The sequence below is a fragment of the Photobacterium frigidiphilum genome (assembly GCF_003025615.1).
Classification (GTDB): domain Bacteria; phylum Pseudomonadota; class Gammaproteobacteria; order Enterobacterales; family Vibrionaceae; genus Photobacterium; species Photobacterium frigidiphilum.
In genome coordinates this window covers 136,709-154,381 of sequence record NZ_PYMJ01000001.1, presented here as the reverse complement: position 1 = coordinate 154,381, position 17,673 = coordinate 136,709, and the positions used below count along the sequence as shown (strand labels likewise).

The window sequence follows — 17,673 nt, the reverse complement described above, 5'->3', positions numbered from 1 at the left end:
TTCTTAAGCCAAATTTCTGATGGAAGAGAACAGTGTATATTGGTTTTTTTTGATTCATTTTTGTGTCGAAACTGAATGTTTATTGTTGGATTTATTTTGAAAGTAGAGTTATTTGGATCTGAATTTTTCTGATTTTGCATGTAACATTATGTTTTTTATGTGTTTTTTATGGTGTAAGTGTTATTGCTCTTATATAGGTGGCAATGTTCGATATTTTTATTTTGGAGACTTAAGCTGTTAAACCATAGTGATCGATCAATTAGGAAAGCATGAGGGGGTAAAAGGTAAATTTATTATTTAGAAAATGAGCGAAGATAAAATACCGAAGTGATTATTTCCGAGTTTTTATTATTTAACGCCAAATTATTGACTTGTTAGGCTTTGACTAAATTTGACGGGCTCAATGCTTGATATGAAGCATAGGCATGTGTTCGTTAAAAAATATAACTAATATAACGAAGCAAGGTCAGCAGCAAGTCTATGAATAACGGTTTAGCTCAAGTCAGGTTCATACCCCTGTGTGTTTTTCTTTTGTCTGTCATTTTTTCGGGTCATGTTTTTGCTGCCAGCAGTAATGTGGCTATTTCGCTCTCAAGTACCAGTGCAAAATATGATAATGGCGATAATATTGATTATAAGTTAGTTGTCACTAACTCAGCTCGACGCGGTGTAGAAAGCATTGAAGTTAAAAGTGATTTGCTTGCTGTTTTAGCAGACATTGATAGTGGGGGAGAAGGTAATGCCTTCTCTGCAGTGTCAATTTCAGCTAATGCCTCTTCTGCTAAATCTTCCGTTGGTGATTTTTCGACCTCGGGTAATCTATATGCTCAAAATGTGACGTTAGCAGCTGGTGATACGATTACCTACTACCTTACAGCAAGGGTTGCTGATGACGTTGTTGGTCGTATTGATGCGAGCGGCTCTTTTATTAGTGCCGCCCCTCATGAGACGATTGAGTCTAATGTTGTTTCTGTTGAGCGTGTTAAATACGATTTTTCAGTCAGTAAAACTGTAACCGAAGGGGATTTTGCACCAGGCGAAGTGATTACTTACCAAATCCATATTGATAATAACGGCGCATCGCTTATCAAAGGTATGACAGTGGCTGATGCCGTTAGGGCTATTGAAGCAACCTCGATTGACGGTCTCTCAGTTCCTGCTTTTTCTTCTACTTCGATTACTGCTTCAAAATCCGGTTCGTTGTCAAATGTCGGTAGTTTTAATTCATCTGGCAATTTAAGTGCAACGAATGTAAGTATTGATACTGGTGGATGGGTTGAATACCACATTAAGGCAACCGTTGCGCTTGATATTGTTTCTTCTATTAATAATACGGCAGAAGCGACAGCCCACTCAGTAACTAACCCTTCAAATACTATTGTTATAAATCCTGCCAAGCCTAACCTTTCTATTACGAAAGCTGTTGATAAGCAAAATAATTATCAGGTGGGTGATGAGCTGACGTATACCATTACCGCATCAAACTCAGGTCGCGGCATTGCGTACCAATATCAAGTGAAAGATGCGATTAGTGATATTTCATCGTTGTTAGCTAACGATGCCTCAGCTAAGCATGATCACACAGATGTGGGTGCTAACCCATTCCAGAGCTGGACGGTAAAAGTGGCGTCGATAGGGGCCAACAGTCAGTCTGCATTAACGTTAGCGGGTGAAGCCTCGGATGTCGATTTGGATGATGTAGTCTCTATTTCGCCAAATGAATCGATTAAATACACCATTAGAGCAGTAACAAAATCAGTCTCGATTTCTTCGATAGATAATAGCGCCCAAGTCAATGATAGTACGGGTCGCCAAGTTGCGACTTCTGATGTTGCCACTTCGACTAACTTAGATGTATTAGATACCGCATCAGCAAGCAAAAAGACCACGGCAACTCAATATTCTCCTGGTCAATGGGTGCCTTACGATATCACTATTGAAAATAGTGACAGCACTAAATTTGCTAACAATGTTGCCATGATGGATAACCTCACCACCTGTGTGCAAACAGAGCAAGCTGACGGTTCAACATCGGATGCGTTTTCTGGTTGGAAAGTGAAGAGTGTTGAAGAAATTGGCGAGGGTACCGACGCTGGTTTGGTCGCGAATAAAACCAGCCGACAAAGTGGCGATTTTGAATTTGTGGCTGACTTAGCGCCCAATGGTAAAGTGGTTTACCACATTGAAGCATTGGTGAATGAAAATAGCGTGGGTCATATTCATGATACCCCAGGGTGTGATGCTATTGATGAGAGCGGCTCAGGGCTTGAAATGCCAAAAGGCAAAATTCAAGTTAAGAAAACGGTCGATAAAACCCAATTTATTCCCGGTGATAACCTTACGTACACCATCACTATCGAAAACCCAGCACAAGGATACGTTATTAACGTGCCTGTTGATGATGCTATTTCGGGTGTAATGGCGAGTAGTGTTGATGGTGGTGATATTAAGGCGTTTGATAGCTGGACGGTAGTAAGCTCTGCGACAAATACTTCAGGTGCGACAACTAACCCGACCAAGCCTGACTTAGACGGTTCTATTAGTGATAACGCTGATATTCATACCCACGCCACTATTTACCCTGGCGATACTGTCACATACACCGTTACAGCCAAAACGGATGTGAAAATAAACGGCGAAATTCGCAACAAAGTAACGGCAGGTGATGGTGGTCATTCAGAAGTCGGCTCTATACCGTATATACATGATATTACCATCAGAAAAAATGTTGATATCGGTACTTACAGCGATTCTGAAAACACTTTTACCTACACGATTGAGGTTAAGAATGGCGACCCTGCTGGTTTTGCTAAAGGTGTGCATGTTTTTGATGATATCGAAGGTATTCGTGCTGATTTATTAGAGTCTAAACCTGCTGGTGCTGCCGAAAATCCGTTTGAATCATGGAAAATTACTGCGGTTGCCGAAGGTGATGAAGCCGACTCTGGCATTAGTGGTTCAGTTAAGGATAAGAATCTTAATGTTTACGCGGATATTCCTCCCAGCGGGAAAATCATTTATACCGTAGTCGGCCAATTAAAAGAGCGTACGCAAGATCATATTATTTGGGGCCCGTTTTCAAACTCAGTTAATGCCATGCTAGTGACTGGTGATGTGACTGATAATGTGACTGGTAATGCGATTAGTCAGCCTAAAAAGCCTAATTTACGTGTTACCAAAGACGTGAGCCAGCCTTATTACGCTGTGGGTGAAAAGGTCACTTACACCATTGTGGTTGAAAATATTGGTGATGGTTATGCCAATGATACTACTGTGTTTGATGATATTGCCTCTTTGGGACTATTTAATGAATGGAAGATAAGTTCTGTTGAAACAGGCTTAGGTACACGTGTTGATAAAAAATACAGCTCAGTCAAAACCACTGATAATATTGATACACAGGTCGATATTGCCCCCCATTCTAAAATTACCTTTGAGGTAACTGGCACTGTTATTGATAGTCTTCTCGATCGCGGAAAAATTACCAATACTGTAAAAGTGCATGATAATCAAAACAATCGTGAGTTTGATGAGTCAGCAGAAATCGATGAACCAGAGAAAGATATCAGTGTCAGCATTGATAAGTACTCTGAGCTGGTTTATTACCACCCAGGTCAGGAACATGTATATGTGGTGTCGGTAACGAACCATTCTGATAAAGAAATGAATGATGTATCCGTTGTTGATGATTTATCGACTATGGGGGTTAAAACTGCGAATGATAAAGACGCTCATTATCCTGATGCTAATGAAGACACAGCGTTTGAAAGCTGGGGAATAGAGCGAACGATAGGATCTGTTAGTGAACAGATTATACCGTCAGGCAGCACCACTGATCTTAATGATCACATAACGCTGCAGTCGGGAGCTGAAGCCGTTTATCGTATAACCACCATTGTGAAAGACAATGTTATCGAAGACACCCTTGAAAATATTGCTTATTTGAATGTTGTTTCAACTGATCGCAATGGGAAAGAGCGCACGTATAAAGCGTTTGCCAAAGTGCAAAACCACCGAGCGGAATCTGGTGGGGCTGTTGTTCGGAAAGTGTCCCCCGCGATGTATAAGCCCGGTGATAAAGTTACGTATACCATTACTGCTTCATCGGCATTAGGCTACTTTAATAACGTTGCTATTCAAGATGAGATCAGCAAATTAAGCGTTACGTTATTAAACGGCGGTGAAGGTAACCCTTTTGCTACCGACGGTGATCCTACCAACCCACAGTTCACTGTTGATGTTGCGATAGAAGATGCAAATCCTAAAGATGGTGGGTCGACAGATGGAGTATTGGATGGTGTCGTAAAAGCAAATACTGATTTAGACACTATTATCGATGTCGCGCCACACGATAAGGTGATTTACACCATCACAGGTACGGTACGTGATGATGCCATTGGTGAGATTAATAATGATGGCTTAATTGTGAAGCCATATGCCGCACAGATTGAATATAAGAAAGAAACGGTTGAAGCGAACTATGCACCGGGCAAAACGCTAGAGTATTTGCTAACAGTCGAGAATACAGGCAATGCGCATGCGCAGGATGTGAATATTGAAGATGCAATTTCATCCGTGGAAGTGACAGATGTTGATAACAACCAAATTAAAGCATTTACCGCATGGACCATCGAACCAGAATATTTTGGTGATTTCAAAACGTTCGCTTCACCGGGACTTTATAGCGACAATCACGATCTTAAGACAACGGCAGATATCCCGCTCGGGGGTAAATTCGTTTATCACGTAACAGCGACAGTTGCAGAAACGGCTGCTGGTGACATTCTGAATGTCCTCAATGTGAATGGTAATACGACCAGTGTGACGACCCGCCCTGAAACCCGCCAGTACGATGTTAGCAAAGAGATTGTTGCGTATTACGATGCCGCTGGCGATAAGCTGCCAAATAATAATGGATACATGCCGGGTGGCAGCGTCGAATACCGTATTCATATCCAAAATAACAGCAGCAGTAATATTGCTAATATTCCGGTGAAAGATGCAATAGAAAGTATTGAAACGGATTATTTTGATAATACGACAGGTCAAGCATTTACTAGTTGGAAGATAACGAAAGAAAAAGATTCTGGCAGTGTGTCTAATGCTGGTTCAACCAGCGATAACCATGATATCGATACTCACGCCGACCTAGGTCACGATGGGTTTGTCGATTACATTATCAGAGCCCAAATCAGTAATAAAGCGGTGGGTGACTTTAGCAATACCGTTGATGTTTTTGGATTAAAAAAGACCTCTCCCGTTTCAACAATGCTGCCAGCGAAAGTCACTCTAAAAAAAGCAGTGTTTGACTCAGCAGGCAAGGCTATTTCTCAATATCTACCAAGCCAAGATGTTGTGTATAAGATCCGCCTTGAAAATACCAAGCAGGGTACTATCTACAATCAACACCTCTCCGATATTCTGTCGTCAATCACTACCGATATTGCTGAACTCTCTGGTAGTGGCAAAGAGAATCCAACGGCAAATCCGTTTATGCAATGGAATGTATCTGTTGATCAATCGAGCGGTATTACTAATGTAGACGGTTTTACGGGAGGGAATAATGTCGATATTGATACCGATATCGATATTGCCCCACTTGGCTACATTGAATTTACGGTTAAAGCGGCTATCCGCGATACAGCGTTGGGTCAAGTTACCAATACTGCTCATTTGAAAACATCGAAAGGGTTATCACGAGATAATAGTAATCGTAGTTTATCCGCAACGGCGGTGTTAGACCCGCAGCCTAAGCAAGTAGATCATTATAAAACGATTGTATCAGTGGGTGGGGCGACATATTCAAAGGACACCCATTATTTACCGGGGGATGAGGTTGAATACCAAATAACAGTCGATAACCAATCTGACGGTTGGGCGAATGATATCACCATGAAAGATGAAATAAGCAAAATCATGGTTGAACTTGCTGGTGATAAGACAGAAACCGCGTTCTCTTCTTGGGTCGCTACCCATGTAATTAGCCGAGGTTTAGATCTTGAGAAAGATACCTATTTACCGAATTATTCACCTACAGGTAACTTGGATCTTGAAGCTGATATTGCACCAAAAGAAGGGATCACCTTCATCATAAAAGCTCAAATAAAAGACAATGCGTTAGGCACTGTCGATGCGAATACTGCGATTATCGATAGCCAAAACGATACAACCGATCCTATTACGCCACAGGCATCGTCGCTTGAAATTCATAAAGCGGTTGATACAGAAACGTTTATTCCGGGGCAGACTGTTAATTATACCGTTACAGTCACCAATACCGGTGATACATGGCTGAATGATGTTGTAATAAAAGATCCGATTAGCGCAATTACAGCTGAAATAGCGGGTAGTTTAGCTACGCTGAATATTGGACCAGCTTTTAGCTCATCATCGTTACTTGTTAAGCAAAGTGAGAGTTACGTATCAGCTAATCCTGATGGTTCTATTTCAGCCATCGCAGATATAAAGCCGGGCGATACCATTACATTTACGATTACAGCGATTGTGTCTGACAATGTTATCGGTGAGATTTCTAACACCGCGACAGCCGATGATATTCCTTCAGAAACCGTCATTATCCAGCCTGCACCTTTTGATATCGAGATAACCAAAACAGCAGATACAAAAGAGTTTGTACCTGGTCAATTGATTACTTATACCGTGACGGTGTCTAACCCGACGAATAGCTGGGCTAATGATGTTGCGATTAGTGATGAGGTCTCAAAAATTGAAGCTGAAATCGCACATGACTCAGCGGCAGGCAGCGCAGTAACAGGGCCTGCATTTGATGCCGCGACTATCACTGTCGATATTGCGAAAGGAACGAGCTTTGTCGATGGTACTGGTGAGAATGCCACTGCCGATATAGCACCAAATAGCAATGTGGTATTCACAATCAAAGTGAATGTGGCTTCAAATGTAGTCGGCGAGATCAGTAATATTGCGAATGCCAACGATAAGTCGGCAGAAGTCGTTATTACCCCGAAAACAGCCACTTTCACCATTATGAAAAGTGTCGATGAACCCACGTTTATTCCGGGTCAAGTCATGACCTATAGCTTAGTTGTTGAGAATACGACGGATGCTTGGGCAAATGATGTGAAAATTACCGATGATATAGCTGCGATTAATGTAGAAGTTGCGGGGGGGGAAACAGGGCCTGCATTTGATATCAGTTCCTTAAAAGTGATTTCAGGTGTAGTCGACGGCGAGGGTTTTGTCTTTGCCAATCCAGATGGCAGCGTATCGGCAATGGCAGATATTGGTCCTGCAAGTAAAGTGACAGTTATCTTTGAAGCAACAGTGGCTGCCGATGTTGTTGGCGATATTCCCAATACAGCATTCGCCAATGATATTGCCTCTGAAGAGGTGGTCATTACTCCTAAAGAATCAACGCTTGAAATCACGAAAAAAGTTGATGCTGCTGAATATGTACCAGGGCAGGAACTAACGTATACGGTCACGGTTAGCAATACCTCTGGCAGCTGGGCAAATGACATTGTAATAAGGGACGAAGTATCAAAGATCCAGGCAGAAGTTGCAGGGGGATCAGCATCTGTGCCTGCAATAGGTGATGCCTTTGATGTCAGTTCGATTACTTTTGAAGCTCCAGTCGTCATCAACAGTATTGTGGCAAAAACCACTGACGAAACGGCGAAGGCAGATATTGCGCCGAATGAATCAGTCATCTTTGTGATTAAAGCCAAGGTCGCGGATAACGTTATTGGCGACATTACCAATACCGCGTCAGCTAGCGGGCAAGATGCAAGTGTAGTAACGCCTGCTGCAAAGTCAGAAGTTGAAATTACCAAGACCTCAGAAAGTAAAACCTATACTGATGGTGGCAAGGTTGTTTACCACATTGATGTACATAACAAATCTCAGTCTTTTGCCAATAATATTGCGCTAACCGATGAGGTATCCAACATATTTGTTGATACCAATTTGGGCAGATCTGAACGTGCATTTACCGACTGGAAAGTCGAGTACAAAGCGGGTGATAGTAAAACCGTCGTGATGGCAAATACCCGCAAGATTTATCATCCTGCCAACAATAGTGATATTGATGCGGTGATGGATATTGCGCCAGAAGATACGGTGACCTTCACTGTAACGGCGAAAGTTCAAGACCATGCGATTAGCACCATCACAAATACAGCGGTTATCACCGATGCTGACGGTGCTTCTCAAGAAGATGATGCAGTTGTCGAGCCTGCACCGACCTCAACGCGTGTGAGTAAAGTCAGTGTTGAAGAAAAATATACACCTAATCAGCCACTAAGCTTCGTACTGACGATTGCAAATACCTCGTCAAATTACATTGACGATATGATTGTCGTCGATGATATGTCTACGGTTCAAGTGAAGTACATTGACGGTACGACTGGACCAGCTTTCATTCCGGGTACTATCAGCTTTACGCCGAAAGTTGTACCAGCAGGCTCATTAACTGCTAAAGGTTCCGAGACCAGGTATAAAGTGGATATCGCACCTAAATCTACCGTTACGTTTGATGTAACAGGCACAGTCAATGAGCATGCAACCAGTGATATTCAAAACATTGCCCAACTTAATGGGAATGATGTGAAAAGTAACTGGGTGCCGACGGTAGCTGCAAAAGTGAAAGGCACATTAACAGCCGTTGAAGAGGAGTACGTGCCAGGCAACACCATCGAATACCACTTAACATTGGCGAATGACAGTGATGGCATTGCTAAAAACGTGTATTTGCTTACGCAGTTTAATAAGGCATCGGGTACCTATATTGATGGCCATGAGGACAATGCGTTTGATAGTTGGACCATTAAAGCCGTAACCGAAGGCGTTGATACCACGTCAGGAACGTTTACCGATGATAGTGATATAGCAACATCAATCAATATAGCGCCTCATGGTAAAGTTGAATACACCATCGTAGCCATCGTTAATCAAGACATGTTAACGCCTATTGATTTACGTACTTTCTTTTTAGATTCGACCATCAATATACCGGGTACGGGGGCAGCTAGGCAGCTCGCCAAACAGATTGAGGTGGGTACGTCAGGCAAATTAGAAGTTTTACAAATACCGCCAGTGGGTTCGCAGCTGAGTGTGGTGAAAACGGTAGAGAAGGCTTCTTATACCGATGATGACAAAACGGTACAGTATCAATTGTCGGTTAATAATACCGGTGGGGGCAATGCACCCAACGTAACATTGTTTGACGATATTGCGGGTCTTCAAAATACCAAAGGTATTGATGTATTTACAGATTGGGTGATCACTGGTCGTGAATTTGAAGAAGGGCGCTTAATTGATCACTTTACGATTAAAGGTGACCAAAATAATAAGAATAACCTCAATGTGATCAAAAACATGAAGTCGAATGGTCGTAACAATATAGAGATGATGATTGTTGCAACGATCAATAAGCATTTGGATGATGACATTACCAATATATTCAAAGCAACGGAAGAAAATGGCAAGGTTACTCAAGATGAGGCAACCACGCATATTAAAAAGATCCCAGATAATACGGGAGAGTTAGATCTTACTAAGCGGGCAACAAAGACTGACGCTCAAGTGGGTGATGTTGTTGAGTATGAAATTATCGTCGATAACAACAATGAATCTTACTTTAATAATGTCGTTGTCGATGACCGATTCCCTGCTGGTTTTCAATATGTGCCAGATTCTACCGAGATGGTGCTAAGCGGTGCTGATGGTGAATTTGAAACTTCTGATGATGTGGTTGTGTCAGCAGAACCTACGTTATCAGGCAGTTTGCAATTCCCTCAAGTGGATTTTGACCCTTACGAGAAATTACGTATTCGTTACTTGATGCGGGTAAGTATAGGGGTGACGTTTGGTAAGTATGTTAATACCGCGGTAGCTAAAGTTGATAATAGCAATGTATCGAACACTGGTTCGGCAACGGTGGAAATTGAAGCGGATAAACTATTCGATACCGCATCGATAATCGGTAAGGTGTTTGAAGATCTCAATGGTGATGGATTCCAAGCCGATGCAACGGCTGATGATATTGAGCTAACCACAACGGTTAAACTACAAGACTATATAGCGGGTTCAACCACCCTCGAGGTTAATGGTCACACCGTGGTGGTTGATGACGAAAATACGGTGCCAGCAATAGACGGTATTCATATTGATGAGTTATATGGTCAATCTAAAAACCGCACGTTGAAGCAGTCAAATAAGGCATATATCCAATTCAAGACACGCACGATGACGCCATTTTTACTGGTGATAGAAACGGATAATGGCACAACGATAACATTTGATGCGCAAGGTAAAATTCAACGCCACCTAGAAGGTGATGTAAAAGAAGAGTTATCTGCTGAAGAGCTGAATGTGACCCGTAATCTTTATAAAGCACCCGATGGTTATTTATGGGAAATCGTCATCGAAAATTTAGGTGTCTATGAAGATGGTATTCCAGGTGCTCGCTTGATTACGACAGAAGGTATCAAGATCGAAACCGATGAATACGGTCGCTACCACGTTCCCGATCAATGGGTTACAGATAAGAAAGGGCGTAACTTCCTGGTGAAGTTAGATTCTGACTCGTTGCCAACAGGGATGACGGTAATCAGTGAGAATCCTAAAGTAAAACGTATTACACCTCATGCGTTAGCGAAATTTAACTTTAGCGTTCAAGCAAAAACCAGTGCAGGTAATAGCCAAAAGAAGAAGCCGATAAGTTCCTAATAAAGAGTAATTACAAAGGAAAAGGGCTGATGAAAATTCATCAGCCCTAGGCTTTTTCGTTTTGGTTTTCTGTAACAGCATTTTTAAAAGGTCAAAGAGTGAAGAATTTTAAATTAAATCGACTGTCATTGCTGATTATTATCTGCTTACCCTTTATCGCCAAAGCTGGTGCAACAGATGGTTTGGAATTAATTAGCAGTGAATCAACAGACATAAAAAAAGAAATTCATGAGCAAACAGATAACTCTCGTATTTATTTAAAAGAAGGTGCGATTTGGGCCACCCGAGATATTACCAAAGTTGATCCCGTATTAAATATTAGCCTGAGTGATGAGGTTGAAGTTGAGAATAATACAGTTAATAGCAACCTGAATTTTAACGTTCAAACTAACTATAGCTACTATGTGAAAAAATGGCAGTTAGAGGTTTATCAAGGCAAAGATAGCCACTTATCTCAACCATTAGCGACACTTTCTGGTGATAAACTGAGCAACGACTTTGATATCGATTGGGACGGTAAAACCCAAACTGGTTATAAATTTGAATCTGGGAAGCAGTTGCTGTTTCGCCTAAAAGTTTGGGATAAAGATGGCAACATGGATATATCAACAATAGGTGTTACCGATATGGTGAAACCTACGAAAGAAGTTGATATTGATAAGTTTGATGATGAAGACGATAAGAATGGGCGTAGCTACGGTGAAGCAAAGCTCATGCGCCATAACATCCCCACATCTTCCGGTATGGCGAAGTTGATGGGTACTGGCTTAAAAGGTGTCGATAAAGTTTATATCGGCGACGATGGGTATGATATCGAAGATAATCGTCTCTATGTTGAACAATACTTGCCAACAGACGCATACATGTTTCCTGTACGTGTGGAGTACGATAACGGCGATGAACGGAAATATCAGCTATTTGTTCGTATTCCAGATACTTACTATTCTCAGGCTGGTTTAGCCGATTTATATCTAGGAAAAAATCGCGTCTCGGGCAATAAAGACGTACTTGGCGTTGATGAACAATATCAAGGTGATATTTACAACCGTGGTCGTTTAGCCTACTTCGGTGAAGGTAAATTTGGCGATAAACTCCGTGTCGTAGCCCATGTTGATACCAAAGAAGCTGCATTAAAAGACATGTTCAAAAACCCGTTTGCAGCCGATGAAACGACCGTATTCGATATCGTAGAAGATGACGATGAAATGTATTACGGCAACTATGGCGATAATGCCAATATTCAGAAGGTCGTTAATACCAAAGGTAAGGTGTATCTTGATGTGCAATATGATAAATCGCGCTATTTATGGGGTAATTACAACACAGGGGTAACAGGCACAGAAACGGGCGGATATAACCGTAGTCTGTATGGCTTCAAAGGGGATTACCGCACCCGTGAAACCACCAAATTTGGAGATGATAAACTCAATATCGTTGGTTTTGCATCGCAAGCCGATAGCCTGTACTCACATGATGAATTTTTAGGCACTGGTGGTAGTCTGTACTTTTTACGCCATGGTGAAGTCGTGCTAGGAAGCGATAAGGTATCGATAAAAGTCATTGATAAAGATACCAATATTGCGGAAAAACAGGTGTACCTCCAATCAGGGCGTGATTATGAGATCGATGAATACCAAGGCCGCTTAATTTTAACCCGTCCACTTTCTGATATCGTCGGCGATGATTTTGGCACCGTGATTGACAGTGGCCCTCGTGGCGATTTAGAAAACTACCTAACGGTTGATTACGAATATGTACCTGAAGGATCTGAAGCCATTGATAAGATGGCAACGGGCGGGCGTGTTAAAGGTTGGGTCAACGACAATGTTGGGGTCGGTGCAACGTATGTACAGGAAGAAAAAGACGACCAAGATTATGAAATGTATGCCAGCGATTTAACCTTACGTGCGACAGAAGGGACCTATTTAAAAACAGAGTTTGGTCATAGTGAAGGTACGCAAGCAGACAGTAACTTTGTGTCTTTCGATGGTGGTTTGAGTTTCGACGAGGTGAGTTCTGGCGCAAAAGTGCGAGAAGGCGACTCGATTGAAATTACTGGTGTTGCTAGCCTTTATGATCTTATGCCCGATACATTTGGCGCGGTAGGCAATGACGTTCGTGGTTGGTACAAAAATAAAGATGCTGGGTATTCATACGCCAGTCAAACCGACGACTTAGCACAAGAGGCTTACGGTACTCAGCTTCGATTACAAACCGGTGATAAATCGCAGGTACTTGCGCGCTATAAGCATATTGAGGAACAAGAAGAAGATGGGGATATCACCACAGATACCGACGAAATCGAGCTAGAAACCCAATATATGGTGACAGAGCACGTCAAGGTTGCAGTTGCTGGAAAGCATATTGAAGAGCTGAATAACAAAGATGAAAAGGGGGATGGTGATCTTGTGGGGGCACGTGTTGAGTATATTTTTGATGACGATAACAGCGTGTACGCTAAAACCCAAAAAACCATCAACCAGAGCAGCAGTTATGATCAGAATGACAGCGTTACTGTGGGGGCCGAAACCAAAATCACGGAAAACTGGATCTTATCTGGCGAGTATACCAGTGGTGATCGAGGCGATGCAGCAGAAGCAACAGTTAACTACGATGTAACGGACGATTACAGTACCTACGTAAGCTATGTAGAAGATGAATATGATGATAAAAACAATATTGTCTTTGGTCAGAAAGCGACGCTCACAGATACGATAGATGTTTATCAAGAAAACCAATTTGTTGATGAAAATAATGGCAAAGGGCGGATTGATTCGTTTGGTTTCGACTATGATATGGATGATGATATTGAAGCGGGAATCGCTTTTCAGCAAGGCACCATTGATTATCCTGATGAAGTGGGGGTTGAGCGCAAAGCAACAAGTTTGTATGTCGCCTTCGATCAAGATAACTACACTCTAAAAGATAAAGTTGAGTACCGTGTTGATGATGGTGAAGAGAAAATTCGTCAGTACGTTACCACCAACCGCTATACCCACCATTTGACCGACGAATACACACTGTTTGCTAAATTCAATTATTCCAAATCAGAGAATGCCACTTCAGATGAAGTGGTCGAGCGCTTTATCGAAAGTAATATGGGGTTAGCGTACCGTCCAATTTTTAATGATCGCCTTAACTTTTTAACTCGCTATACCTACTTGGTTGATTTCGACAATATGAATCGTGATGTCGATTATAAAGACGAGAAAAGCCACATAATAGAAGGCGAAACCATCTACTCAGTGGATGCACATATCGATGTGGGGGCCAAAGTTGCCTACAAGAAAAAAGATGAAATCTATACGCGCGAGTCTGGTGCTGATGTGCCAGTGAAGAACGATATTTTCCTGACGGGTTTAAGCGCAAGTTATAACGTGATGAAAAGCTGGGATGTCACTGGCGAATACCATTGGAAAAAAGATCAGGAAAATGACCAGCTTGAACATGGGGCATTAGTATCAGTGAATAAGCATATTAATGACAATATGAAAGTGGGCGTTGGCTATAACTTCTCGAGCTTTGAAGATGATCTCGTGCATAACGATGATTATGACGCAGAAGGTATCTTTATCAATGTTGTTGGTAAGTTCTAAATAATAGAACAGACCGTCTATACGTATTTACAGGATCTATAATGAAAGCTTTTTTCCGTACTCTTTGTATAACTTTACTACTAACTCTGATGACAGGTTGCGCCACTAATACTTATGTCAGTGATGAAAATATTGGTAAATTTGATGACCTATCGGTGAAGAAGTTTCTGATTGCAGAAATACAGCCAACAGTTGAGCCTGAAAAAAGGATCTACTTATCACTAGTGTCGCATTTCGATTTTGATAAATCTATTTTAAAGCCTGAAGATATTACGGAATTGGATGACTTTATTGCTAAAATAATTAATCTGAAAGGTCATATTGTTATTGCGGGGCATACTGATTACCAAGGTTCTGATGACTATAATGAAAAATTATCATTCCGTCGATCTATAGTAATTCAACAGTATTTATCAACACATATTTCGATAGAAAACTATACATTTGAAGTTGCGTATTTTGGCGAAAATAATCCCATAGTTAAAGCTCACAGCCTAAAAGCTAATGCCCTTAACCGACGCGGTATTGTTATTTTTACGCAAGCTTAATTAAGCGACCTAGCTAGGTGAAGCAAAAAAAGAGAGGCATTGTGATGCCTCTCAAAATGAAATCCATTTCTAGCAGTGATTATCGAAGGGCTGTGTTTTAATTATTCTATTGGTAATAATCTTAACAGTGGGAATGCTGCTTTAAGCTGATTATGACTAACAATGAAGCCTGCGAGGTCGCCAGTTGTTTGATTAAAGGCTTTAGCAACTAAACCTTCAGGTTCTTGCTTTACTTCCCACATTAAATTATCGCTGGTGGTATCACCTGATAAATGCAGTGGCAGCCAAGGTGTTTTCACTTTCACTAAACTGGCTGGTAGTTGAACTGGTGTTGGCGATCCGAGTAATGTTTTTGCTAATGCCATTGCACTTAACATGGTTGGCTGTAAGAAAGCTCTTACCTTGCCATTTAGCTCGGCACAGTCACCTAATGCATAAACATTGTTTACTGACGTTTGCATGTGCTGATTAACCAGAATCCCTTTAGCAACATCAATACCTGATTCTTGTGCTAATTGTGTATTAGGCGCTAGACCCATAGCAGCAATAATGACATCAGCGTGCTGATAAGAATCATCTTGCAGCGTCACAATCAATTCTTGATGGTGGCGGGTAATCGTTTTAACTTCTTTGCCTAGCTTTATATCGACCCCTTTTTCTTGCATGGTTTGATATAAATTTGCACTAATAAATGACGGTAATAGCGTTGGCATTAGGCTGGTAGCACGATCTAGCAATGTCACCTTTTTACCTGATGTCGCTAAATCCATCGCGATTTCAGTGCCAATTAATCCGGCACCAAGCACGAGAACAGACTTCGCTGTTGCAAGCTTATCTTGCTGCTCTTCATATTCCATTAGGCTGTTCAATGTGACGATTTCGTCTGTCCCATTACCAGAAAACGGTGGAATGAAAGAGGTCGCGCCTGTCGCCAGCACCAAATCAGAGTAGCCGATACAGTGATCATTAAAATGAACCACTTGTTTTGTACTGTCTATCGCCTTAACCCGAGTATTAGGCATTAAAGTGATGTTGTTCGCACGAGCAAAGTCGTCAGCTGTTTGCTTAATCAGATCATTAGCGGTTTGCTGCTGACTGAATACATGGCTTAAGTCCGGCTTAGAGTAATCATCGCCATTATCGGCTGTAATAACCGTAATAGGGGTTAGCTCATTTTGTTTGCGTAGTGATTTGACCAATTGATAAGCCGCGAAACCACTGCCAATTATAACAATATGCTTGTTCATAATATTGCCTTAGTTAGTGGGTTCGAATACTTGTTTGCCAATACCACATTCAGGACATAAGAATGAATCGGGTACTTCTTCCCATGCTGTCTTTGGCTCAACACCTTGATTAGGCTCGCCTAACTCTGGGTCGTATATCCACTGGCACACAGTACAAATTTGTTTCTGTGTTTGGTCTGTGCCGCTAGACGTTGTGGTGCTGGTTACTTCTTGTTGCACGACTGCCGCTTCATTTGTTGCTGGTGTTACAGTTTCTACAACTGGCTGTGATGTAACAACTGATTGGGGTGTTACAACGCTGCGAGGTGCAACATTGAGTTCGTTAATAGCGGCGCGTGTAGTCGCAACGGTAGTAAGAGGCTGTAATGCCCATTCACGAGCAATTTTACGGCCATGTTCGCGACATTCTTCCATTGCATTTGAGTCTGGTCGCCATTTGGTTTTTAACCCGACGGTAGTAAAGAATCCAGCATCGGTTAAACGAGAGTGAATACGATCGACAGCACCACCGTTCCAACCATAACTACCAAACGCACCGGCCTTTTTACCTTTAAAGCGTAAGCCCGTAATTTCTTCTAACATGCCAGCGACTTTTGGCATCATCACATTGTTCATGGTTGATGAACCGACAAGAATACCTTTAGAACCAAATACATTAGTCAGTATTTCATTCTTATCATGACGAGAAACATTGAAGATTTTAACCGCAACATTTGGGTCAGTTTCGATGATACCTTGAGCGATACCATCTGCCATCATGCGCGTGTTGTTAGACATTGAATCGTAGAAGATAGTGATTTTGTCTTCTTTATATTCATTGGCCCACTCAAGATATTGTTCAATAATCTGAGTTGGGTTATCTCGCCAGATAACACCATGAGATGTCGCAACCATATCAACAGGAAGATTAAAGCTTAACACTTCATGAATCTTGGCAGTAACAAGAGGGCTAAATGGCGTTAGGATATTGGCATAGTAGCGTAAGCACTGCTCCATCAGTTCGTTTTGCTCAACTTCATCGTTGAATAAACGTTCGTCACAGTAGTGTTGACCAAAGGCATCGTTACTGAAAAGTACCGCGTCACCTGTCATGTACGTCATCATGCTATCAGGCCAGTGCAGCATTGGTGTTTCGATAAAGACGAGTGATTTACCATTACCAATATCAATGCTATCGCCAGTTTTGACTACATTGAAATTCCATTCAGGGTGATGGTGGTGACCAGTAATAGAGTCAATGGCATTTTCAGTACAGTAAATAGGAGTGTTTGGAATTTTGCTAAGCAAAACAGATAAAGCACCAGCATGATCTTCTTCAGCGTGATTGATGACGATAAGATCAATCTCGTTTAGGTCGATTTCTTGTTCTAGTTGTTGGACGAAATCGTAGCTAAACTTATGATCAACGGTATCAATTAACACGTTTTTACCTTCACGGATCAGGTAACTGTTATAGCTCGTTCCTTTTAATGTTTTGTATTCAGTTCCATGAAAATCTCGAACTTCCCAATCGCGCTGACCAACCCAGTGAATATTGTTCTTAACGTGAATAGACATAATTCCAACCTATAATTC

At 41.7% G+C, this 17,673-nt stretch carries 5 protein-coding genes; 3 read left to right on the top strand and 2 right to left on the bottom strand.

What is annotated here, in order from left to right:
- Positions 1-480: 480 nt before the first annotated feature.
- The 3 genes from C9J12_RS00620 to C9J12_RS00610 all read left to right on the top strand — a co-directional run bounded on the left by C9J12_RS00620 (position 481) and on the right by C9J12_RS00610 (position 14,851).
- Positions 481-10,707, top strand: coding sequence for a DUF7507 domain-containing protein (locus tag C9J12_RS00620; protein WP_107240946.1), 10,227 nt, complete (start codon positions 481-483; stop codon positions 10,705-10,707).
- 98 nt (positions 10,708-10,805) lie between these two features.
- Positions 10,806-14,303, top strand: a complete 3,498-nt coding sequence (locus C9J12_RS00615) for a TonB-dependent receptor (RefSeq protein WP_107240945.1) — start codon at positions 10,806-10,808, stop codon at positions 14,301-14,303.
- 41 nt (positions 14,304-14,344) lie between these two features.
- Positions 14,345-14,851 carry an OmpA family protein gene (locus C9J12_RS00610; protein WP_107240944.1) on the top strand — a complete coding sequence of 169 codons (507 nt, stop codon included), beginning with the start codon at positions 14,345-14,347 and terminating at the stop codon, positions 14,849-14,851.
- A 101-nt stretch (positions 14,852-14,952) separates the two neighbouring features.
- On the opposite strand, the gene norW is transcribed toward C9J12_RS00610, so the two are convergent.
- Positions 14,953-16,098 (bottom strand): NADH:flavorubredoxin reductase NorW, encoded by a 1,146-nt coding sequence (gene norW / locus C9J12_RS00605; protein ID WP_107240943.1) that lies wholly within the window; start codon positions 16,096-16,098, stop codon positions 14,953-14,955.
- 9 nt (positions 16,099-16,107) lie between these two features.
- The gene (norV, locus tag C9J12_RS00600) at positions 16,108-17,655 is read right to left on the bottom strand and encodes an anaerobic nitric oxide reductase flavorubredoxin (RefSeq protein ID WP_107240942.1); all 1,548 of its coding nucleotides are present in this window, start codon (positions 17,653-17,655) and stop codon (positions 16,108-16,110) included.
- Positions 17,656-17,673: the final 18 nt, after the last annotated feature.

Coding starts and splice junctions, on each gene's coding strand:
- C9J12_RS00620 (WP_107240946.1), top strand. CDS start 481: ATGAATAACGGTTTAGCTCAAGTCAGGTTCATACCCCTGTGTGTTTTT.
- C9J12_RS00610 (WP_107240944.1), top strand. CDS start 14,345: ATGAAAGCTTTTTTCCGTACTCTTTGTATAACTTTACTACTAACTCTG.
- norW (WP_107240943.1), bottom strand. CDS start 16,098: ATGAACAAGCATATTGTTATAATTGGCAGTGGTTTCGCGGCTTATCAA.
- norV (WP_107240942.1), bottom strand. CDS start 17,655: ATGTCTATTCACGTTAAGAACAATATTCACTGGGTTGGTCAGCGCGAT.